Source organism: Streptomyces sp. NPDC002835 (genome assembly GCF_053591995.1).
In genome coordinates this window covers 61,308-82,474 of record NZ_JBSFUW010000002.1, presented here as the reverse complement: position 1 = coordinate 82,474, position 21,167 = coordinate 61,308, and the positions used below count along the sequence as shown (strand labels likewise).

General features: G+C 72.1%; 16 protein-coding genes and 2 pseudogenes. 9 read left to right on the top strand and 9 right to left on the bottom strand.

All coding sequences use genetic code 11. The features are described from left to right. Positions 1–67: 67 nt before the first annotated feature. The 4 genes from ACWD01_RS03120 to ACWD01_RS03105 are packed head-to-tail and all read right to left on the bottom strand — an operon-like array spanning position 68 to position 4,668. Complete coding sequence (locus tag ACWD01_RS03120; RefSeq protein WP_451157501.1) at positions 68–715, bottom strand: GTP-binding protein; 648 nt, start codon at positions 713–715, stop codon at positions 68–70. Beyond that, complete coding sequence (locus ACWD01_RS03115) at positions 696–1,094, bottom strand: DUF742 domain-containing protein (protein ID WP_451157499.1); 399 nt, start codon at positions 1,092–1,094, stop codon at positions 696–698. Before ACWD01_RS03115 ends, ACWD01_RS03120 begins: the two co-directional genes overlap by 20 nt. Further along, a complete protein-coding gene (locus tag ACWD01_RS03110) occupies positions 1,094–1,579 on the bottom strand; it encodes a roadblock/LC7 domain-containing protein (protein WP_451157497.1) in 486 nt (161 codons plus the stop codon). The genes ACWD01_RS03115 and ACWD01_RS03110 overlap by 1 nt, the downstream gene beginning before the upstream one ends. Beyond that, positions 1,576–4,668 carry a nitrate- and nitrite sensing domain-containing protein gene (locus ACWD01_RS03105; RefSeq protein ID WP_451157495.1) on the bottom strand — a complete coding sequence of 1,031 codons (3,093 nt, stop codon included), beginning with the start codon at positions 4,666–4,668 and terminating at the stop codon, positions 1,576–1,578. Before ACWD01_RS03105 ends, ACWD01_RS03110 begins: the two co-directional genes overlap by 4 nt. A 556-nt stretch (positions 4,669–5,224) precedes the next feature. Between ACWD01_RS03105 and ACWD01_RS03100 the strand changes: the two genes are divergently transcribed. Next, the gene (locus ACWD01_RS03100; RefSeq protein WP_451157493.1) at positions 5,225–6,013 is read left to right on the top strand and encodes a hypothetical protein; all 789 of its coding nucleotides are present in this window, start codon (positions 5,225–5,227) and stop codon (positions 6,011–6,013) included. 42 nt (positions 6,014–6,055) lie between these two features. On the opposite strand, the gene ACWD01_RS03095 is transcribed toward ACWD01_RS03100, so the two are convergent. Next, positions 6,056–6,538 (bottom strand): MarR family winged helix-turn-helix transcriptional regulator, encoded by a 483-nt coding sequence (locus tag ACWD01_RS03095; protein ID WP_451157491.1) that lies wholly within the window; start codon positions 6,536–6,538, stop codon positions 6,056–6,058. 241 nt (positions 6,539–6,779) lie between these two features. Between ACWD01_RS03095 and ACWD01_RS03090 the strand changes: the two genes are divergently transcribed. Continuing rightward, positions 6,780–7,607, top strand: coding sequence for a lysozyme (locus ACWD01_RS03090; protein ID WP_451157489.1), 828 nt, complete (start codon positions 6,780–6,782; stop codon positions 7,605–7,607). A gap of 45 nt (positions 7,608–7,652) precedes the next feature. Here ACWD01_RS03090 and ACWD01_RS03085 read toward each other — a convergent pair. From ACWD01_RS03085 to lon, 3 genes and pseudogenes are all read right to left on the bottom strand, one after another. Next, a pseudogene (locus ACWD01_RS03085) lies at positions 7,653–7,799 on the bottom strand (pentapeptide repeat-containing protein); the annotation flags it as partial. A 15-nt stretch (positions 7,800–7,814) separates the two neighbouring features. After that, a pseudogene (locus ACWD01_RS03080) lies at positions 7,815–7,922 on the bottom strand (pentapeptide repeat-containing protein); the annotation flags it as partial. A gap of 626 nt (positions 7,923–8,548) precedes the next feature. Beyond that, positions 8,549–10,960: an endopeptidase La gene (gene lon / locus ACWD01_RS03075; RefSeq protein ID WP_451157487.1), complete on the bottom strand. Its 2,412-nt coding sequence runs from the start codon at positions 10,958–10,960 to the stop codon at positions 8,549–8,551. A gap of 138 nt (positions 10,961–11,098) precedes the next feature. Here lon and ACWD01_RS03070 point away from each other — a divergent pair, with 138 nt between their 5' ends. From ACWD01_RS03070 to ACWD01_RS03045, 6 genes are all read left to right on the top strand, one after another. Further along, complete coding sequence (locus ACWD01_RS03070) at positions 11,099–11,905, top strand: nucleotidyltransferase domain-containing protein (RefSeq protein ID WP_451157485.1); 807 nt, start codon at positions 11,099–11,101, stop codon at positions 11,903–11,905. 326 nt (positions 11,906–12,231) lie between these two features. After that, the gene (locus tag ACWD01_RS03065) at positions 12,232–12,927 is read left to right on the top strand and encodes a spermine/spermidine synthase domain-containing protein (protein WP_451157483.1); all 696 of its coding nucleotides are present in this window, start codon (positions 12,232–12,234) and stop codon (positions 12,925–12,927) included. 104 nt (positions 12,928–13,031) lie between these two features. Then, positions 13,032–13,769, top strand: coding sequence for a response regulator transcription factor (locus ACWD01_RS03060; protein WP_451157869.1), 738 nt, complete (start codon positions 13,032–13,034; stop codon positions 13,767–13,769). After that, positions 13,766–14,872 carry a HAMP domain-containing sensor histidine kinase gene (locus ACWD01_RS03055; RefSeq protein ID WP_451157481.1) on the top strand — a complete coding sequence of 369 codons (1,107 nt, stop codon included), beginning with the start codon at positions 13,766–13,768 and terminating at the stop codon, positions 14,870–14,872. Before ACWD01_RS03060 ends, ACWD01_RS03055 begins: the two co-directional genes overlap by 4 nt. Before the next feature lie 323 nt (positions 14,873–15,195). Next, positions 15,196–19,035 (top strand): multifunctional oxoglutarate decarboxylase/oxoglutarate dehydrogenase thiamine pyrophosphate-binding subunit/dihydrolipoyllysine-residue succinyltransferase subunit, encoded by a 3,840-nt coding sequence (locus tag ACWD01_RS03050; RefSeq protein ID WP_451157479.1) that lies wholly within the window; start codon positions 15,196–15,198, stop codon positions 19,033–19,035. Positions 19,036–19,114: 79 nt separating this feature from the next. Next, the gene (locus tag ACWD01_RS03045) at positions 19,115–19,297 is read left to right on the top strand and encodes a DUF6104 family protein (RefSeq protein ID WP_356892180.1); all 183 of its coding nucleotides are present in this window, start codon (positions 19,115–19,117) and stop codon (positions 19,295–19,297) included. A gap of 52 nt (positions 19,298–19,349) precedes the next feature. Here ACWD01_RS03045 and ACWD01_RS03040 read toward each other — a convergent pair whose 3' ends face one another. Further along, on the bottom strand, positions 19,350–20,123 hold the full coding sequence (locus ACWD01_RS03040; RefSeq protein ID WP_451157476.1) for a hypothetical protein: 774 nt from the start codon (positions 20,121–20,123) through the stop codon (positions 19,350–19,352). A gap of 171 nt (positions 20,124–20,294) precedes the next feature. Here ACWD01_RS03040 and ACWD01_RS03035 point away from each other — a divergent pair, with 171 nt between their 5' ends. Continuing rightward, on the top strand, positions 20,295–21,167 hold the full coding sequence (locus ACWD01_RS03035; protein ID WP_451157474.1) for a DUF4097 family beta strand repeat-containing protein: 873 nt from the start codon (positions 20,295–20,297) through the stop codon (positions 21,165–21,167).

Below are 21,167 nucleotides of genomic sequence, written 5' to 3'. Positions count from 1 at the left end.
GCGGGTTCTCCGTGGTTCTCGCGTCGTGGGCCCGGCGCCGTGGTTCCGGCGTCCCGGCCCCGTGAGGCTATTCGGGGGTGGCTTCGAGAGCGTGCGCGACCAGCGCCAGCAGCGACTCGATCACCGTGATCCGGTGCCGGGCGTCCATGATCACCACGGGTACGTGCGGCGGCACGGTCAGGGCCTCCCGTACGTCCTCCGGCTCGTACGCGGTCGTCCCCTCGAAGTGGTTGACGGCGACGACGTACGGCAGCCCGCAGCTCTCGAAGTAGTCCAGCGCGGGGAAGCAGTCCGCCAGCCGCCGGGTGTCGGCGAGCACGATCGCGCCGATCGCGCCGCGCACCAGGTCGTCCCACATGAACCAGAACCGCTGCTGACCGGGCGTACCGAAGACGTACAGCACCAGGTCGTCGTCGAGCGTGACCCGTCCGAAGTCCATCGCCACGGTCGTGGTGATCTTGTCCGGCGTGGCGGTGAGGTCGTCGGTGTCCTCGCTCGCGCGGGTCATCAGCGCCTCTGTCTTCAGCGGCGTGATCTCGGAGACGGAGCCGACGAACGTCGTCTTGCCGACACCGAAACCGCCCGCGACGACTATCTTCGTCGCCGTGGGGGCGCGGGTCGTGTCCAACTGCCACGGCTGCAACGGCTCTTCGGGCTCGGCCCCGGGGCCGGTCTGCGGGCGGTCGAGGAGCGTGTCAGAGGCGGCGGAGTCCACTCAGCACCCTTTCGAGCAGTGCGCGGTCGGGCTGGCCGGTGCCGTGACCGGTCCCGTACACGCGGATCTTTCCCTGGTCCGCCAGGTCGCTGAGGAGCACCCGGACGACGCCCAGCGGCATCTTGAGCAGCGCCGAGATCTCGGCGACGGTACGCATCCGGCGGCACAGCTCGACGATCGCCCGCAGCTCGGGCATGACGCGCGAGGCGAGGCTGCCGCCGGGCAGCTCCCGCCGCTCCGGCGGCGCCTCGAGCGCGGCGACGAACGTCTCGACGAGCAGCACGTGCCCGAAGCGGGTGCGGCCGCCGGTGAGGGAGTACGGACGGACCCGGGCGGGGCGTTTGCCGTCGCTGCGGACGGGTAGCTTGGGGACCGACATCACTGGCCACTCTCCATCGATTTGCGCAGTTCACTGCGGACTTCGGGGGTGAGTACGTGTCCGGCGCGGCCGACGAAGAAGGCCATGTGGTAGGCGACGACGCTCATGTCGCAGTCGGGAGTGGCGTGCACTCCCAGCAGGGAGCCGTCGCTGATCGACATGACGAAGAGACTGCCCTCGTCCATGGCGACCATCGTCTGCTTGACGCCTCCGCCGTCCATCAGGCCCGCGGCGCCGACCGTGAGGCTGCCGATTCCGGAAATAATCGTGGCGAGGTCCGCGCCAGAGCCCTTCGGGCCCTCACGGGCGGCGTCGGGGGCGGCCTGGGCGGCGTTCTGCCCGGGGTCGGACGAGAGCAGCAGCAGGCCGTCGGACGAGACGACGGCGACCGAGTGGACTCCTGGCACCTCCTCCACCAGATTGCCCAGCAGCCACTGAAGATTGCGGGCCTCGCTGCTCAGCCCGAACGTACCGGTCGCAGTCAACTGCGTACCTCCTCGACTGTGTCCCCCGTTTCCGCTGCGGTGTGTGCGTGTCCGTCTCTGTCGGCGGCCGCGGTGGTCTGCGCGGCCTCCGTGGTCTGTGTGGCCGTCTGCGCCGGCTCCTTGTCCGTCAGCTCCGCGATCTCCGCCTCCACGTCCCGGCGGCCGTCCTTCGCGCCCTGGTGGAAGCCGCCGAGCCGGCGGCGCAGGGCCTCCGCGTCGACGCTCCCGGTGCGCCCGGTCGGGGCGGTGGCGGGCTGGACGGACTTCGGGGTGCGCTTGGGCAGGCCCTTGTCGGTGACGCGGCCCGGGGCGGCGGGGGGCTCGGGGGTGTGGGCCTCGGGCTCCTCCGGGATCTCCGGTGCCTGCGGGGCCTCCGCGGCCTCTGCGGCCTCGGGGGCGTGCGGCTCGGGCTGCGGCGGCAGCCGCATCGCGAACGTCTCCTGGTCGACGCCGACCGTGACCGGTTCGCCGTCGGCCGCCCGCTCGTGCGTATCCGGCTCCGCCGCGGCGGCGACGGCCCGCTCGGCGGCCTCGACGAACGGGTCGGGGGCGGGGGCGGGTTCGGCGGTGACGGTGTCGGTGTCGGTGTCGGACAGGGCCGGCTCGGGAGCGGGCTCGGCGTGGTCGGCCGGCTCGACGGCGTCGGACAGCTCCGGCTCGACCGGGTCCGTGCCCGCCGCCGGGTCCGTCACGCCTTCGTCGGCCTGCGCGTCGGCGGCCTCGGCGTCCGGGGCCGGGACTGCGGCTGCGTCCTCGTGGTCGGCCGGGGCCGGGTCCGGGGCGGCGCGGCGAACGGTGCCGGGCAGCGCGTTGGAGTTGGCCTCGGCCACCGAGCCCGGGAGGTTCAGTGCCGGGGCGGCGCCCGGTACGGAGACCTGGCGGCCGCTCGCCGCCGGCGGCCCCGTCGGCAGCAGCGTCTTCGGCACGACGACGACCGCCGTGATCCCGCCCTGCTTGTGCTCGCGGAGCTGGATCCGTACGCCGTGCCGCGCCGCCAGCAGCGCGGCGACCCGCAGGCCGAGGCCCTCGGCCTCGCGGCCCGCCGCGGGCTCGGTCTCGTACGACTCCGGGGCCTCGAGCCGGGCGTTGAGCTCGGCCATCCTGGCCGCGGCCATGCCGATGCCGGCGTCCTGGACGGAGAGCATGACCTCGCCGTTCTCCAGGAGCCAGCCGGACAGCTCGACCTGGGCGTCCGGCGGCGAGAACGAGGTGGCGTTCTCGAGGAGTTCGGCGACCAGGTGGCTGAGGTCGTCCGCGGCGAAGCCGACGACCTGGGCGTGCGGCGGCAGGGACTGGATGACGACCCGCTCGTAGCGCTCGATCTCGCTGACCGCGGCGCGCAGCACGTCGACCAACGGGACGGGTCCGACGTGCCCGTGGCCGTGCTCGGTGCCGGCGAGGACCAGCAGGTTCTCGCTGTGCCTGCGCATGACCGTGGCCATGTGGTCGAGCTTGAAGAGGGTGGCGAGGCGCTCGGGGTCCTGCTCGCGCTCCTCCAGCTTCTCGATGACGCCCAGCTGCCGTTCCACCAGGCCGAGGGTGCGCAGCGAGAGGTTGACGAAGGTGTGGTGGACGGTGTGGCCCAGCCGGTCGAGCTGGGTGCCGATCTCGTCGGTGCGCTGCCGCAGCTCCAGGCGGGCCGCGGCGACCTCGGCCTCGAGCGCCTCGCGGGCGCCGGCGAGTTCGCCGCGCTCCCTCTCCAGCCGCTCGGCCCGCGTCCCGAGGTCGCGCAGCTTGCCGTGCAGCGCGTTGAGGGACCGTACGACCTGGGCGAACTCGTCGTTGCGGCCGGTGAAGCGGACCGGCTCCTCGGTCTGCGGGGCGATCGAGTCGGCGAGTCTGGCCGCGCCGAGGCGCACGACGGCCAGCGGGCGGGTGAGCGTACGGGAGACGGCGGAGAGCACGCCGATGGTGACGATCACCAGTCCGCCGAGCAGCGCAATGCGGATCTCGAGCGCGGTGAGGTCGTCGTCGCGCAGCTGCGCGAACCGTTCGGTCCGCTCTGTGGCGAGGGACGACTCCGCGCCCCGCATCTGCTCGATACGGGCGGTGAGCGCGGCCTCCAGCTTGGCCGGGTCGGTGCCGCGTTCCGTGTCGGAGAGCTTCGGCTGGTCGGTGAAGCGGCCCAGGTAGTTCTCCGCGGCCGTGACCTCGGGTCCGGTGACGGTGGCGGCGAACTTCTCGCGGGCGGTCCTCCCCGCGGCCTGGTCGAAGTCGGCGAGGGCGGCGAGTTCGCGTACCCGGGCCTGCTGCGCGGCGGTGGTGAGGGCGTTGCGGGTGCGGGCGTCGGCGCCGGAGTCCTCGCCCGCGCTCTCCACGGGGAGGCCGGTGACCGGGTCGAAGCCGATCACCGGGTCCGGCTGCGGCACGGCGAGGGCGGCGAGCAGCAGGCCGCGGGCGGCGGAGGCCTGCTCGACGGCGAGCCCCAGTTCGGCGGGCGCCCGGGTGGCCTGCGCGGCGCGGGGCGGGGTCCGGTCGGCCAGTTCGCCGGCGAGGGCGTGCAGGGCGGAGATGACCGTGGTGTACGCCTGGTGGGCCTCGATCGCGGTGCTCTTGCCGGTGAGCGCGGTGCGGCGTACGGAGGGCACGGAGGCGAGCGAGTGGCGCAGGTCCGCGCGGTCGGTGCCCAGCGTCTCGCGCATCTCGTCGATCTGCCGGTCGACGCGGGCGCTGAGGCTGCCGGAGATCTTCCTGCGGTCCTTCTCCTCGCCCTCCTGGTCGTCGCGGCCGGCGGCGATGTACGCGGTGACCTCGTCGCGCTCGTCGGCGAGCGAGTGGGCGAGGGTGACGGCCTGCCGGTCGAGTGCGGCGAGGTCGACCAGCCGCTGCGACTCGGTCAGGTCCGCGGAGCTCGCGAGGATGCCGGGGGCGCCGGCACCGACGACGCAGAGGACGGTGAGGGCGACGCCCGCGACGAGCCGGTTGCGCACGCGACGGGGGCGGCCCGCGGGGGCCTGCGCGTCGACGGACGGCGTGGGCGGCGCGGGCGGGTGCGACGCGAGCGTGTCGGGCGCGGGGGCCGGGTCCGGCGCGACGGCCGGGTCCGGCGTGACGGCCGGGTCCGGCGTGACGGCTACCGCCGGCGGCACGGCCGCGTCCGGCGCGGAAGCGTCCCGCGCAACGGCCGCGTCGGACGCGACCGCGTCCCGCGCCGCGGTGTCGTGATCACGGGGGGCCGGGATCGGTTGGGGAGAGGCCGGGGCCTGGGGTTCGCCCGGGGCTCCTGTGGACGGGGTTCCAGTGGTCCTGCCGCCGTTGCCCCGAGGCCGCTTCATCTGCACCGGTGCTCGCAATCTTGCTTGACTCGTCCACCCTTGAAGCAGAGATGACGACCGGTCACACGCGAGAGTCCCACCCCTGGTACGGCTTCCGACCATTCCAGTGCCTATGGGAGGGAGGCGCGCATCGGCCGCTCCGCCACCCGAACGAGTGAACAACACTCAGGAGTTGGTGAACAACTTCCGCGCGCGGGCCGCGGGGGCCCGCGACGCCGCCGGGTTGGACCTTCCGGCGACCCTTTGGCAAGATGCCCGCCCGCAGCTTCGCACAGCCGCCCAAACGGGGCGAAGCACCCCCCTGACCTGCCGGTACGCGGCAACTTCCGGCCCCCGAGGCTCTTGTGAAGGTCTCATGCAGACTGGGGCCATGCGCATCGAGCTCGCCACCTCCCCCGGCTCCCCCGAACGCCCCAACGAGGACTGGGTCTCCGTCGCCCTGCCCGCTTCGGGCCAGGGCGGCACACTCGTGGCGCTCGACGGCGTGACGCCGCCGAGCGGTGATGTGGGTTGCGTGCACGGGGTGCCGTGGTTCACGGCCCGTCTGGGCGGCGCTCTGGTCGAACTGTCCGGTTCGCGGCGCAACCTGGCGCTTCGGGACGTCCTCGCGGAATCAATCCGGCGCACCGCGGACTCACACCGTCAAACCTGTGACCTTTCTCACGTGCGTACGCCGCAGGCGACAGTGGTCCTGGCGCGCTGGGGCGCGGCGGACGAGGAGGTCGAGTATCTGGTCCTCTCGGATTCGACGCTGCTGCTGGAGTCGCCCGACGGCACGGTCCGCCCGGTGCTGGACGACCGGTTGGACCGCGTGCCGCGCGAGGCGCTGCTGACCCACGCCACCGCGGACGCGCTGCGGAACGCGGAGGGCGGCTTCTTCACGGCGGCGGCCGACCCGTCGGTGGCCGGGCGCGCGGTCGCGGGCAGCGTTCCGCGCGGCGGGGTGCGCTCGCTGACCGCCCTCACCGACGGCGCCTCGCGCTGGGTGGACATGTTCGCCGAGGGCGACTGGGCCGCGTGTGTGGCGCTGCTGCGCAAGGAGGGGGCGCAGGGCCTGATCGACCGGGTGCGGGAGCTGGAGGCGGCGGCACAGGCGCGTACGGCGGTGGTCCGGTGGAAGCTCCACGACGACGCGTCGGCGGTCTTCGCCGAGCTCTGACGGCGACGACGACCGACGTCACACGCCGGGGCGCGTCGGGCTTCAGCCCTCCGCGCGGGCGTTGAACTGATGCAGCAGCCGGGCGAGCTCCGCGACCTCTCCGCGGTCCCAGTCGGCCAGCCTGCTCCGGTACCGGTCGCGGCGGGCGTCGCGCACATGGCGGAACCGGGCCACCCCTTCGTCCGTGAGCCGTACGAGGGACGCGCGGCCGTCGGCGGGGTCCGGTTCGCGGGTCACCAGGCCGAGGTCCTCCAGGGCGCGCAGTTGGCGGCTCATGGTGGCCTTCCCGACGCCGAAGTAGCCGGCCAGTTCGGTCGCCCGCTGCTGTCCGGTCTCCTCCAGCCGTACGAACAGCCCGTAGGCGGCGGGTTCGAGCTCGGGGTGGACCTCGCGGGCCATCTCGCCGGAGGACGCCCTCGCGCGGCGCAGGAAGACCGCCAACTCCCGCTCCAGCGCGAGGAATTCGTGGTCCCCGCCGGCCCCGCCCCGCGGGCCCGCCGCATCCGCCGTACCGCCTTCGTGCACGTCAGCACCCCTCGCGCGCTTTTCCTGGTCGTGAAAGTTTTTCCCGGCGGCCGGTATCGCCGCAGCTCGGCCAGTATTTCGCAGGAGTAGACCAACGGCGGCGTCAGGCGCCTCTTCCTCGTGGGGGTCTACGTGCGTAGCGTCACTCATGGGAGTTCATGGCATGTCCACACCATCCCACTGCGCCACGACATGTCGACACCTCGTCAGAGACCCCCACCGAGGCCTTCGGAGGCACGCTATGCCCGTGCACAGATCCGGAACGACGACCAGCCGCAGGCGCTTCGCCGCGGCCGGCACCCTCCTCGCCGTCCTGTCCCTCCTCCTCACCCTCCCCGGCACCGCCGCGGCCGACCCCAAGCCCGAGCGCGGCTCCGCCCACCTGGGTATGGGCGTCATCGCCCACGACGGCCGGGGCGGCCTCCCGCGCGACACCCGCGCCGTCCAGACGGAAGGCGTCGACGTCTCCAGCCACCAGGGCAACGTCGACTGGGCCGCCCTGTGGAACAGCGGCGTCAAGTGGGCCTACGTGAAGGCCACCGAGGGCACGTACTACAAGAACACGTACTTCACGCAGCAGTACAACGGCTCGTACAACATCGGCATGATCCGCGGCACGTACCACTTCGCCACCCCGAACACCACGACGGGCGCGGCGCAGGCGGACTACTTCGTCAACAACGGCGGCGGCTGGTCGCGCGACGGCAAGACCCTGCCGGGCGTGCTCGACATCGAGTGGAACCCGTACGGCGCCGCCTGCTACGGCAAGTCGCAGTCCGCGATGGTCACCTGGATCCGCGACTTCCTGAACCGCTACAAGGCCCGCACCGGCCGTGACGCGGTCATCTACACGGCGACGAGCTGGTGGACGCAGTGCACCGGGAACTACGCGGGCTTCGGCTCCACCAACCCGCTGTGGATCGCCCGCTACAACACCACGCCGGGCACGCTGCCGGCCGGCTGGCCCTACTACACGATGTGGCAGTACACCTCGTCCGGGCCGATCGTCGGCGACCACAACAAGTTCAACGGCGCGTACGACCGCGTCGTGGCGCTCGCCAACGGCTGATCAACAGCGCGACCGGCCGCGCGACGCGACCCGGGCCCGTCCCGCTCACGACCAGTGCGCGGGACGGGTCAGCCCGGCCGGGAGACGGGTCGCCGCGTCGCCCCTGGCCGCGCTCAGCTGCGGCTGGGTGAGGAAGATGCAGCCGGTCAGGTCCGCGCCGGACAGGTCGGCGTCCCTGAGGTCGGCGCCGATGAGGTCCGCCAGCCGCAGATCGGCGCCGGACAGGTCGGCCGCGATGAGATACGCGCCGCGCAGCCCGGCGCCCCGCAGATCGGCGTTCCTGAGCCGGGCGCCCATCAGGTCCGCTCCCCTGCGGTCCTTCTTGCGGCCCCTGACCTGGGCCCGCACCAGTTCGCTCACCCGCAGCAGGAGGACGTCCACCTCCTGGCGGTGGGCGGCCACGTCGAGCTTCTCCAGGTCGTCGGGCGTAAGGCGGGTGAGGCCGGTGACGACGTCCCGCTGCCGGCGCAGATCCGGGTGCACCCGGCGCGCGGCGCTCAGGGTCAGCGCCGCCTCGATGTACCAGAGCAGCTCGTGCAGCTGCCGGACCACCGGGAAGACGTCGAACATCTGCCGGGCCGTGGCCGGTTCGTCCCGCCAGCTCGTACCGCCGAAGGTCACCTGCGACACGTGCTGTCCGGCGCCGAAGCAGTCGTAGACCGTGCAGCCGGGGTAGCCGCTGTCACGGAGGCGGTCGTGGATGCCACAGCCGAAGTCCGTGCGGAGATTGGCGCAGGGCCTGCCGGCGTCCTTGTTGACCGCGAAGTCGGCGGAGGCGGCGAAGGGCAGTGCGACACAGCACAGCCCGAAACAGTTCGAGCAGTCGGCCCGCAGGGTGGTCATCCGTCCATTGTGCGGGAGGCCCGGGGCCGGGCCGGAACGGCGGAGGCCCGGCGGTGGATCACCACCGCCGTGCCTCCGCCCGCGCGTTCCGCTCCCCGTCAGGCCGCCGCAGGCACCGGCACCTCGGCCGAGGACAGCGCCAGCTCCAGGACCTGGCGTACGTCCGTCACCGGGTGCACCTGAAGCCTGTCGAGGATCTCCGCCGGGACGTCGTCCAGGTCGGCTTCGTTCCGCTTCGGGATGACGACCGTGGTGATGCCCGCCCGGTGCGCCGCGAGCAGCTTCTGCTTCACGCCGCCGATGGGCAGCACCCGGCCGGTGAGTGACACCTCGCCGGTCATCGCCACGTCCGTGCGCACCTGGCGCCCGGAGAGCAGCGACGCGAGCGCCGTGGTCATCGTGACGCCCGCGCTCGGCCCGTCCTTCGGGACCGCCCCCGCCGGGAAGTGGATGTGCACGCCCCGGTCCTTGAGGTCGGCGACCGGCAGCTCCAGCTCGGCGCCGTGCGAGCGCAGGAAGCTCAGTGCGATCTGCGCGGACTCCTTCATCACGTCGCCGAGCTGACCGGTCAGGGTCAGTCCGGACCCGCCGGTCTCCGGGTCGGCGAGCGACGCCTCCACGAACAGCACGTCCCCGCCGGCCCCGGTCACGGCGAGCCCGGTGGCCACGCCGGGCACCGCGGTGCGGCGCTCGGCCGGGTCCTGGGCGGACTCGGGCACGTGGTGCGGTCGGCCGATGAGGCCGCGCAGCTCCTCGTCGGTGACGGTGAACGGCAGTTCGCGCTCACCCAGCTCGTGCTGTGCCGCGACCTTCCGCAGCAGCCGCGCGACGGACCGCTCCAGGTTCCGTACGCCCGCCTCGCGGGTGTACTCCCCCGCCAGCTTGCGCAGCGCCGATTCGTCCAGGGTCACCTCGCCGGCCTCCAGACCGGCCCGCTCCAGCTGGCGCGGCACGAGGTGGTCGCGGGCGATGACGATCTTCTCGTCCTCGGTGTAGCCGTCGAGGCGCACCAGCTCCATCCGGTCGAGCAGCGCCTCGGGGATGGCCTCCAGCACGTTGGCGGTGGCGAGGAAGACGACGTCGCTGAGGTCGAGCTCGACCTCGAGGTAGTGGTCGCGGAAGGTGTGGTTCTGCGCCGGGTCGAGGACTTCGAGCAGGGCCGCGGCGGGGTCGCCGCGGAAGTCGGAGCCGACCTTGTCGATCTCGTCGAGCAGGACGACCGGGTTCATCGAGCCGGCCTCCTTGACGGCACGCACGATCCGGCCGGGAAGCGCGCCGACGTACGTACGCCGGTGGCCGCGGATCTCGGCCTCGTCCCGTACGCCGCCGAGCGCGACGCGCACGAACTTGCGGCCCATGGCGTGCGCCACCGACTCGCCGAGCGACGTCTTGCCCACGCCGGGCGGGCCGACGAGCGCGAGCACCGCGCCCCCGCGCCGCCCGCCGACCACGCCCAGCCCCCGGTCGGCGCGCCGCTTGCGCACCGCCAGGTACTCGGTGATCCGCTCCTTCACGTCCTGCAGCCCCGCGTGCTCGGCGTCCAGGACGGCCTTGGCGCCCTGGATGTCGTACGCGTCCTCGGTGCGCTCGTTCCACGGCAGTTCGAGCACGGTGTCGAGCCAGGTGCGGATCCAGGAGCCCTCGGGCGACTGGTCGCTGGCCCGCTCCAGCTTCTCGACCTCCTTGAGCGCGGCCTCCCGGACCTTCTCGGGCAGGTCGGCGCTCTCGACTCGGGCGCGGTAGTCGTCGGACTCGTCCTCGCCCTCCTGGCCGCCCAGCTCGCGCAGCTCCTTTCGCACGGCGTCCAGCTGGCGGCGGAGCAGGAACTCGCGCTGCTGCTTGTCGACACCCTCCTGGACGTCCTTGGCGATGGACTCGGCGACGTCCTGCTCGGCGAGGTGCTCGCGGAGCTGCTCGGTGGCGAGCTTGAGCCGGGCGACGGGGTCGCTGGTCTCCAGCAGCTCGATCTTCTGAGCGGTGGTCAGGAACGGCGAGTATCCGGAGTTGTCGGCGAGCTGCGAGATCCCCTCGATCTGCTGCACACGGTCGACGACCTGCCAGGCGCCGCGCTTCTTCAGCCAGTCGGTGGCGAGGGCCTTGTACTCCGTGACCAGCTCGGTCACCGCGCCGGGCAGCGGGTCGGGCACGGTCTCCTCGACCACGGCGCCCTCCACCCACAGCGCGGCGCCGGGCCCGGCCGTACCGGCGCCGATGCGGACGCGGCCGACGCCGCGGATCAGCGCACCCGGGTCGCCGTCGGAGAGCCGGCCGACCTGCTCGACGGTGCCGAGCACACCGGTCGCGGCGTAGGTGCCGTCCACCCGTGGAACGAGCAGCACCTTCGGCTTGTTGCCGGAGGGGCGAGCGGCAGCCTGGGCGGCCTCGACCGCGGCGCGTACGTCGGTGTCGGACAGGTCGAGCGGCACGACCATGCCGGGCAGCACGACCTCGTCGTCGAGCGGCAGCACGGGCAGAGTGAGCGGTGAGTTCGCCTTGATGTCGGCAGCCATGATCTCCCCTTAGGCATGCAAGTTGAGCTGTACCGACTCAATGCATATGAGCCCCCCAATGTTCCCCCGGGGCTGTTCGCTCTGAGCGATCGCCGAAATCCGGTGGGCGACGCGGACCCGGCGCGCGACAGTGGGCCGATGGGAGACAGAGGACTGAACCCCGACGGGACCATCGCCCGCGAGGGCTCGCTCGACCGGGTGACCGCCCGCTTCGCGCCGGTGGTCGCCGCGGCCCGGGCGGAGATCGCCGGCCGGTTCAGCGACGGCCGGCTGCACGGCGCGTATCTCTACGGCAGCATCCCGCGCGGCACGGCCGTGCCCGGCGCCTCCGACCTCGACCTGCTGCTCGTGCTCCACGACGAGCCGGCCGCCCGGGACCGGGCGGACGCGGACGCCGCCGAGGCCGTGCTCGACGGATCGTTCGACGTGATCGACGGCGCCGGCATCCTGCTCGTCGACGTCGAAGCGGCGCTGAGCGAACTCGAGCGGTACGACCTGGGCTTCTTCATCTCCTGCCTGTGCACGCCGCTGCTGGGCGAGGATCTGGCCGCCCGCCTGCCGCCGCAGCACCCCACGTCGCTGCTGGCCCGCGAGACCAACGGCGACCTGGCTCTCGTTCTGCCGCGCTGGCGGGAACGGCTGCACAGTGCCGGGTCGGAGGCCGAGCTGTGCGCCCTGTGCCGCCGGGTCGCGCGGCGCGTCGTCCGGTCGGGGTTCACGCTGGTCATGCCCCGCTGGGGCGGCTGGACGAGCGACCTGCACGAGTCGGCGGAGTTGTTCGCCCGCCACTACCCGGAGCGGGCGGCCCAGATACGCCTGGCCGCCGCCGCGGCCCGCACTCCGACGCCGGACGCGGCCCTGCTCCGCACCCTCGTGGAGGACCTGGGCCCCTGGCTGGCGGCCGAATACACGGCGGTGCACGGCGAAAAGGCGCCCCGCCCGTGACCGGTCCACGACCGTGACGTGCGTCACCTCCAAAAATTCGGCCGCGCCCTGCCGAGCCCTCGCCATGTAATGGACATTCGCGACTTCGGCCATTACTTCCTTCGCTTTGAGGAGCGGCATGTCCTGGCCGACGTCGACGGCGAAGCCCCAGGGCCGACGCACCGGGCTGGCACGTGCTCGTGCGGTACGGGCGCCCGTACCGCACGGACCGACCGGCGTGCCGTGCACCATGGGACGGCCCGCCACCGGGTTTGGTCCGCCGCGCGCCGTCCCGACAGAATGGGACGATCACCGTCGTCACCTGCCGGCCACCCGGAGGTCATCTCATGCCGTCCCCCGCCACCGACGCCCCCGTCACCCTCGACCGGCGTGAGGGGCCCTACGGAGAAGTGGTGCTGCGCAGGCGGGGTGACGGCGACGAGAAGGTGCACGAGATCATCGCCAACGGGTGCTTCCTGATGGACACCTCCGACGGCCGGTCCGAGCGGCTGCTCGTCGACGCCGCGTACGAGGCCGTCCGTACCGGCAACACCGCCCCGCGCCTGCTCATCGGGGGTCTGGGGGTCGGCTTCTCGCTCGCCCACGCCGCCGCCATGCCGTCGTGGCGGCGGATCGCCGTGGTCGAGCGAGAGCAGGCGATCATCGACTGGCACCGCGGCGGGCCGCTCGCCGCGATCTCCGGGCAGGCGCTCGCCGATCCGCGCTGTGTGGTTCTCCACACCGACCTGCTGAACCACCTGACGTCGACCGCGGACCGTTACGACGCCCTGTGCCTGGACATCGACAACGGGCCCGACTGGACCGTCACAGAGGACAACGGGGAGCTGTACTCCCCGGCCGGACTCGCCGCGTGCGCGGCCGTGCTGGAGCCCGGCGGAGTGCTCGCCGTCTGGTCCGCGCAGCCGTCGGCCGCCTTCGAGGAAGCGTTGCGGAATGCCGGATTCAGCGGGGTAAGAACCGAAGAGATCCACCTTGCCCGGGGCGTACCGGACGTCGTCCACCTCGCCGTTCGCCCTGCGTAGCCGGGACACAGGCGCTGCCTTTACGCTGCTGGACTACACAGCGGGATCCACCTTCGAAGCACAACCACATGCAGCTCGCAGAGAACGCGTACAAGGGCGGGGCGATGGAGCAGACACACACCACGCAAGGCGGCGTCGCGGCCACTCCCGGCGCCCAGCGCCGGGTGCTGGTGGTCGAGGACGACGCCACGATCGTCGACGCCATCGCGGCCCGGCTGCGGGCGGAGGGCTTCCTGGTGCAGACCGCCCTCGACGGCCCGGCCGCCGTCGACGCGGCGGACGCGTGGCAGCCGGACCTGATGGTCCTGGACATCATGCTGCCCGGCTTCGACGGACTGGAGGTCTGCCGCCGGGTCCAGGCGCAGCGTCCCGTGCCGGTGCTGATGCTGACCGCGCGTGACGACGAGACGGACATGCTCGTCGGGCTCGGCGTCGGCGCGGACGACTACATGACCAAGCCGTTCTCCATGCGGGAGCTCGCGGCCCGGGTGCACGTCCTGCTGCGCCGGGTGGAGCGGGCGGCCCTCGCCGCGGTGACGCCGCGCAGCGGGATCCTGCGCCTCGGCGAGCTGGAGATCGACCACGCGCAGCGCCGGGTACGGGTCCGGGCCGACGACGTGCATCTGACGCCGACCGAGTTCGACCTGCTGGTGTGCCTGGCGAACACGCCCCGCGCGGTCCTCTCCCGTGAGCAGCTGCTCGCCGAGGTGTGGGACTGGGCGGACGCCTCCGGCACCCGCACGGTCGACAGCCACATCAAGGCGCTGCGCCGCAAGATCGGCGCGGAGCGCATCCGTACTGTCCACGGTGTCGGCTACGCCTTGGAGACGCCGGCGCCATGAGTCCGGGGCGGCGGGCCGGTGGGCCGGGGAAGCGGCTGAGTACCGCGTCCATCACGATATCGATCAAGACCAAGCTCAGCACGCTCGTCGTGGTCTCGGTCCTCATCACCACCGGCCTGATGCTGATGGCGTTCCACAGCAAGACCGAGGTGCGGTTCATCACGGTCTTCACGATCATCGCCACCCTGCTGATCACCCAGTTCGTGGCGCACGGCCTGACCGCGCCGCTGGACGAGATGAACACCGTCGCCAAGGGCATATCGCACGGCGACTACACCCGCCGGGTGCGCGGCGCCGACCGGCGCGACGAGCTCGGCGACCTGGCCTCCACGATCAACCGCATGGCGGACGACCTGGAGGCCGTCGACCGGCACCGTAAGGAGCTGGTCGCCAATGTCTCCCACGAGCTGCGCACCCCGATCGCCGCGCTGCGCGCCGTGCTGGAGAACGTCGTCGACGGGGTGTCCGCCGCCGACCCGGAGATGATGCGCACCGCGCTGAAGCAGACCGAGCGGCTGGGCCGGCTGGTCGAGACCCTGCTCGACCTGTCCCGTCTCGACAACGGCGTGCTGCCGCTGCGGGCCTCGCGCTTCGAGGTGTGGCCCTATCTGTCCGGGGTGCTGAAGGAGGCCAACCTGGTCTCCTCCCGGCGCGGTCTCGCGTCCGGCTCCGGCCACCACACCCGTACCGACGTCCATCTGCACCTGGACGTGCAGCCGCCGGAGCTGACGGCGCACGCGGACGCCGAGCGGCTGCACCAGGTCGTGGCGAACCTCATCGACAACGCGGTGAAGCACTCCCCGCCGCACGGCCGGGTCACGGTACGGGCCAGGCGCGGGCCGTACCCGGAGTCGCTCGACCTGGAGGTGCTGGACGAGGGTCCGGGCATCCCCGAGCAGGAGCGCCACCGGGTCTTCGAGCGGTTCAACCGGGGCGGCGTCCCCGCCCCGCACGGTCCGGGCAGCGATGGCGGCACGGGGCTGGGGCTGGCGATCGCGCGCTGGGCGGTCGATCTGCACGGCGGGCGCATCGGGGTGGCCGAATCCGTGCACGGCTGCCGCATCCGAGTCACTCTTCCGGGGACCAGGTCGGCACGCGCTTGACGTAGGGTTCGAACCGGATGTGCGGATTCCCCGTGTAAGAGGTCGAGACACGGGAAGCCGACCTGCCGTGCCACGGAAAACCGCCGGTCAGAACAGTGCGGAAGTTCCGTCAGGGACGCGTGCCAAGGGCCCGTGACCGCCGAGAGGCGCACCCCGGCCCGGGCGAACCATGCTTGTTTCCCGCCATTCCCAGCCCCGAAACGCGCTGTTCGGTGTGACTTGCACGACGTTGACCGGCCCGGCCTGCACCTCCCGGCCAGGGAGGCGTAGCCTTTATTTCCGCTGTCCATCACCTTGCGAAGCGGAAGAGGGCGGTTCTCGCCGTGTCGTCTCAGTCCCCCAGTAACTCGAGTCTCTCGACCGACCAAACCGGGCAGGGTCAGAACCCTGCCGCCGCGTTCGGCGCCAATGAGTGGCTCGTCGACGAGATCTACCAGCAGTACCTCCAGGATCCGAATTCGGTCGACCGTGCCTGGTGGGACTTCTTCGCCGACTACAAGCCGGGCGCGGCCGCCACCGCGGACGCCCCCGCCGCCGGAGCGAAGCAGACTCAGGACGCCGGAGAAGCCGCGGCCCCTGCCCCGGCCCCCGCGCCGGCGCAGCCCGCCGCGCCGGCGCAGACCACCGCCCCCGCCGCCCAGGCCCCGGCTCCGGCTCCGGCTCCGGCTCCGGCTCCGGCTCCGGCTCCGGCTCCCGCCAAGGCGGCACCCGCTGCCGCACCGGCGCAGCCGGCCCCGGCCAAGCCCGCCGCCGCCAAGCCGGCCCCGGCCGCCAAGGCCGACGCCCAGCCGGCCGACGGCCCCGAGTTCGTGACGCTGCGCGGCCCGGCCGCCGCGGTCGCGAAGAACATGAACGCCTCGCTGGAACTGCCCACGGCCACGTCCGTGCGCGCCGTCCCGGTGAAGCTGCTCTTCGACAACCGCATCGTCATCAACAACCACCTCAAGCGCGCCCGCGGCGGGAAGATCTCCTTCACCCACCTCATCGGGTACGCGATGGTGCAGGCCATCAAGGCCATGCCGTCGATGAACTGGTCCTTCGCGGAGAAGGACGGCAAGCCGACCCTGGTCAAGCCCGACCACGTGAACTTCGGTCTGGCCATCGACCTGGTGAAGCCGAACGGCGACCGCCAGCTGGTCGTCGCGGGCATCAAGAAGGCCGAGACGCTGAACTTCTTCGAGTTCTGGCAGGCCTACGAGGACATCGTCCGCCGCGCCCGCAACAACAAGCTGACGATGGACGACTTCACCGGCGTCACCGTCTCGCTGACCAACCCCGGCGGCCTCGGCACCGTGCACTCCGTGCCGCGGCTGATGCCCGGACAGTCGGTCATCATGGGCGTCGGCTCCATGGACTACCCGGCCGAGTTCCAGGGCACCTCGCAGGACACCCTGAACAAGCTGGGCATCTCCAAGGTGATGACCCTCACCTCGACGTACGACCACCGCGTCATCCAGGGCGCCGCCTCCGGCGAGTTCCTGCGGATCGTGGCGAACCTCCTCCTCGGCGAGGAGAACTTCTACGACGAGATCTTCGAGTCGCTGCGCATCCCCTACGAGCCGGTCCGCTGGCTCAAGGACATCGACGCCTCGCACGACGACGACGTCACCAAGGCCGCGCGGGTCTTCGAGCTGATCCACTCCTACCGGGTCCGCGGCCACGTCATGGCCGACACCGACCCGCTGGAGTACCGCCAGCGCAAGCACCCCGACCTGGACATCACCGAGCACGGCCTCACCCTCTGGGACCTGGAGCGCGAGTTCGCCGTCGGCGGCTTCGCCGGCAAGTCGATGATGAAGCTGCGCGACATCCTGGGCGTGCTGCGCGAGTCGTACTGCCGCACCACCGGCATCGAGTTCATGCACATCCAGGACCCGAAGCAGCGCAAGTGGCTGCAGGACCGGGTCGAGCGCGCCGCCACCAAGCCGGAGCGCGAGGAGCAGCTGCGCATCCTGCGCCGGCTGAACGCGGCGGAGGCCTTCGAGACCTTCCTGCAGACCAAGTACGTCGGCCAGAAGCGCTTCTCGCTGGAGGGCGGCGAGTCCGTCATCCCGCTGCTCGACGCGGTCATCGACTCGGCCGCCGAGTCGCGCCTCGACGAGGTCGTCATCGGCATGGCCCACCGCGGCCGGCTGAACGTGCTGGCGAACATCGTCGGCAAGTCGTACGCGCAGATCTTCCGCGAGTTCGAGGGCAACCTCGACCCGAAGTCGATGCACGGCTCCGGCGACGTGAAGTACCACTTGGGCGCCGAGGGGACCTTCACCGGTCTCGACGGCGAGCAGATCAAGGTCTCGCTGGTCGCCAACCCGTCCCACCTGGAGGCCGTCGACCCGGTCCTCGAGGGTGTCGCCCGCGCCAAGCAGGACGTCATCAACAAGGGCGGCACGGACTTCACGGTCCTGCCGATCGCCCTGCACGGTGACGCGGCCTTCGCCGGCCAGGGTGTCGTCGCCGAGACGCTGAACATGTCGCAGCTGCGCGGCTACCGCACCGGCGGCACGGTCCACGTCGTCATCAACAACCAGGTCGGCTTCACGGCGGCGCCGGAGTCCTCGCGTTCCTCGATGTACGCGACCGACGTGGCCCGCATGATCGAGGCGCCGATCTTCCATGTGAACGGCGACGACCCGGAGGCGTGCGTCCGCGTGGCGCGGCTCGCCTTCGAGTTCCGCCAGGCGTTCAACAAGGACGTCGTGATCGACCTCATCTGCTACCGCCGCCGCGGTCACAACGAGGGCGACAACCCGCAGTTCACCAACCCGCAGATGGTGAGCCTGATCGACAAGAAGCGCTCGGTGCGCAAGCTCTACACCGAGTCGCTCATCGGTCGCGGCGACATCACGCTGGAAGAGGCCGAGCAGGCGCTCCAGGACTTCCAGGGCCAGCTCGAGAAGGTGTTCGCGGAGGTCCGCGAGGCCACCAGCCACCCGGCCCCGGCCCATGTCCCGGACGTCGAGGCCGAGTTCCCGGTCGCGATCAGCACCGCGGTCTCCCAGGAGGTCGTCAAGCGGATCGCCGAGTCCCAGGTCAACATCCCCGACCACATCACCGTGCACCCGCGCCTGATGCCGCAGATGCAGCGCCGCGCGGCCTCGGTGGAGGACGGGACCATCGACTGGGGCATGGGCGAGACCCTCGCCATCGGCTCCCTGCTGATGGAGGGCACCCCGGTCCGCCTCTCGGGCCAGGACACCCGCCGCGGCACGTTCGGCCAGCGCCACGCGGTGCTGGTGGACCAGGAGACCAACGAGGACTACACCCCGCTGCTCTACCTGTCCGAGGACCAGGCCCGCTACAACGTCTACGACTCGCTGCTCAGCGAGTACGCGGCGATGGGCTTCGAGTACGGCTACTCGCTGGCCCGCCCGAACGCGCTGGTCATGTGGGAGGCCCAGTTCGGCGACTTCGTCAACGGCGCGCAGACCGTCGTCGACGAGTTCATCTCCTCCGCCGAGCAGAAGTGGGGCCAGCACTCCGGCGTCACGCTGCTGCTGCCGCACGGCTACGAGGGCCAGGGCCCGGACCACTCGTCCGCGCGCCCCGAGCGCTTCCTGCAGATGTGCGCGCAGGACAACATGACGGTCGCCATGCCGACCCTGCCGTCGAACTACTTCCACCTGCTGCGCTGGCAGGTCCACAACCCGCACCACAAGCCGCTGATCGTCTTCACCCCGAAGTCGATGCTGCGTCTGAAGGCCGCGGCGTCGAAGGCGGAGGAGTTCACCACCGGCGGCTTCCGCCCGGTGATCGGCGACGACTCCGTCGACCCGGCGGCCGTCCGCAAGGTCGTCTTCTGCACCGGCAAGGTCTACTACGACCTGGACGCCGAGCGTCAGAAGCGCGGCGACAAGGAGACGGCGATCATCCGCCTCGAGCGGCTGTACCCGCTGCCGGGCAAGGAGATCCAGGCCGAGATCGCCAAGTACCCGAACGCGGCGAAGTACCTGTGGACGCAGGAGGAGCCGGCGAACCAGGGCGCCTGGCCGTTCATCGCGCTCAACCTGATCGACCACCTCGACCTGGCCGTCGGCGCGGACATCCCGCACGGCGAGCGGCTGCGCCGCATCTCGCGCCCGCACAGCTCGTCCCCGGCGGTGGGCTCCGCGAAGCGTCACCAGGCGGAGCAGCAGGCGCTGGTCAACGAGGTCTTCGACGCGTGAGGCGGCTGCGCCGCCGCGTGACGTAGTACCGGGCCCGGCCCCGCGATCCGATCGCGGGGCCGGGCCATATTCTGTCCATATGTACTTCACCGATCGCGGTATCGAGGAGCTGGAGAAGCGACGCGGCGAGGAGGAAGTCACCTTCGAGTGGCTCGCCGACCAGCTCCGCACCTTCGTCGACCTCAACCCGGACTTCGAGGTCCCCGTCGAACGCCTGGCCACGTGGCTGGCCCGCCTGGACGACGAGGACGAGGACGACTAGGGGCTGTCGTTCGGCCCTGGACTCATCGCGCCAGGAGCGCGGCGGCGCGGGGCTAGAGCCGCAGGTGCCCGCGGGCGAGGGGGGCCAGGCCGTGGGCGGTGAGGATCGCTCCTGCTGTCAGCCAGGCGCCGCTGTGCCGGCGCAGGCCCCACGCCAGAAGGGCCAGGCCCGCCGCCAGTTCGGCCGTGGCGGCCGCGCGGAGCCAGGAGGGGCGGGGCGGGGGCTCCGGGGTGGGCGGCTCGTGGCGGTCGTCGGCGGGGGCGAGTTCCTCGGCGGACGCCGCCCGCGCGGCGGTGCGCAGGCCGTCCGCCGGAGCGCCCGGGGTGAGACCCGCCGGGAGTGCGAGGCCCGTGCGGGCGAGGACGGCCGTCAGGCCGACCAGCCTGGCGCGGGCGTCGGAGTCGGGGTCCGGCGCCGTCAAGGGCTCCAGGGCCTGCACGTCGAGGACCGGGTCGAATCCCAGCCGCGCGGCGAACGTCCGCATCGCCTCGTCCTCGCCCGCCGGGGTGCCGTCGGCCAGCCAGACGTAGCCGACCGGGCGGCGGTAGCCGGAGGCCAGGGTGAGGCCGGACCCGTCGTCGTCCCACCACAGGGCGAGGACCGGCCGGTCCGCGCCGATCGAGAGGGCCGCGGCCCAGCCGCCCAGCACCGCATCGACCGGTTCGCCGCCGTCCAGCCACGGGCCGCCCTCGGGGACGAGCAGGCTCCAGCCGTCGCCGGCCGGGGCGAGGAGCGTGCGTTCGGGCAGCAGATGCGCGGCCGGGGTCCGTACGGCCGCCGGGTCGGCCCGGCAGAGCAGCACGGCTCCCGCGGGTGTCGCGTTCATGTCCCCACGCTAGGGCAATTCGCCCCGTAATCGCCGCCAATGCGGCGCGTCGCCCGCCGCCGGTCCGCACCGGCGAGCCGGCGCCTCCCTTGACAACCCATCACCGCGATATATCGTGTTCTCCAAGAGACGCGATATGTTGCGTCGTGGCCGGCCCGGGAGGTCAGCACCATGGCAGAGACGACGTGGGAAGTCGCCGAGCCCCAGAAGCTCACCTTCGACGATCCCCTGACCACGCTCAACGTGCGGATCGTCGGTGGAACGGTCAACGTCGTGGGCACGGACGAAGGTTCCACCCGGCTGGAGATCTCGGAGATCGACGGCCCGCCCCTCGTCGTCACCAGAAAGGGATCGACGCTGACCGTCGCCTACGAGGACCTGCCCTGGCAGGGCTTCCTCGAGTGGCTCGGCCCCAAGGGCCCCCGGCGCAGCGCCGTCGTGTCCGTCGCGGTGCCGGCGGCAGCGGCCGTCGAGGTCGGTGTCGTCAGCGCCGGCGCGGTCGTCTCCGGCGTACGGGGCACCACCGTGGTGCGCGGCGTCAGCGGGGACACCACGCTCGTCGGCCTGTCGGGCGACGTCCGCGCGGACACCGTCACCGGCAGCCTCGAGGCCCAGTCGGTGACCGGCGACCTGACGTACCACTCGGTCTCCGGCGACCTGACCGTGATCGACGGAGCGGGCGCCTCGGTGAAGGCGGACTCCGTCAGCGGTGACATGGTCGTCGACCTCGGTCCGGGCGGGGGAAGGCCGGCGGACATCCGGCTGACCACGGTCTCCGGCGAGGTCGCCGTCCGGCTCCCGCACCCGGCGGACGCCCGGGTCGACGCGAACACCGCCGGCGGCGCCGTGTCCAACGCCTTCGACGATCTGCGCGTCGGCGGCCAGTGGGGCGCGAAGCGCATCACCGGCACCCTGGGCGCGGGCACCGGCAGCCTCAAGGCGACCACCGTCTCCGGGGCCATCGCCCTGCTGCGCAGGCCACCCGCGGAGGACGACCCGTACGAGGATTCACCCGCGGACAACCCGAGTGGGAAGGTGCTCTGA

Coding starts and splice junctions, on each gene's coding strand:
- ACWD01_RS03090 (WP_451157489.1), top strand. CDS start 6,780: ATGCCCGTGCACAGATCCGGAACGACGACCAGCCGCAGGCGCTTCGCC.
- ACWD01_RS03045 (WP_356892180.1), top strand. CDS start 19,115: ATGTACTTCACCGATCGCGGTATCGAGGAGCTGGAGAAGCGACGCGGC.
- lon (WP_451157487.1), bottom strand. CDS start 10,960: ATGGCTGCCGACATCAAGGCGAACTCACCGCTCACTCTGCCCGTGCTG.
- ACWD01_RS03070 (WP_451157485.1), top strand. CDS start 11,099: ATGGGAGACAGAGGACTGAACCCCGACGGGACCATCGCCCGCGAGGGC.
- ACWD01_RS03060 (WP_451157869.1), top strand. CDS start 13,032: ATGGAGCAGACACACACCACGCAAGGCGGCGTCGCGGCCACTCCCGGC.
- ACWD01_RS03100 (WP_451157493.1), top strand. CDS start 5,225: ATGCGCATCGAGCTCGCCACCTCCCCCGGCTCCCCCGAACGCCCCAAC.
- ACWD01_RS03055 (WP_451157481.1), top strand. CDS start 13,766: ATGAGTCCGGGGCGGCGGGCCGGTGGGCCGGGGAAGCGGCTGAGTACC.
- ACWD01_RS03065 (WP_451157483.1), top strand. CDS start 12,232: ATGCCGTCCCCCGCCACCGACGCCCCCGTCACCCTCGACCGGCGTGAG.
- ACWD01_RS03040 (WP_451157476.1), bottom strand. CDS start 20,123: ATGAACGCGACACCCGCGGGAGCCGTGCTGCTCTGCCGGGCCGACCCG.
- ACWD01_RS03035 (WP_451157474.1), top strand. CDS start 20,295: ATGGCAGAGACGACGTGGGAAGTCGCCGAGCCCCAGAAGCTCACCTTC.
- ACWD01_RS03115 (WP_451157499.1), bottom strand. CDS start 1,094: ATGTCGGTCCCCAAGCTACCCGTCCGCAGCGACGGCAAACGCCCCGCC.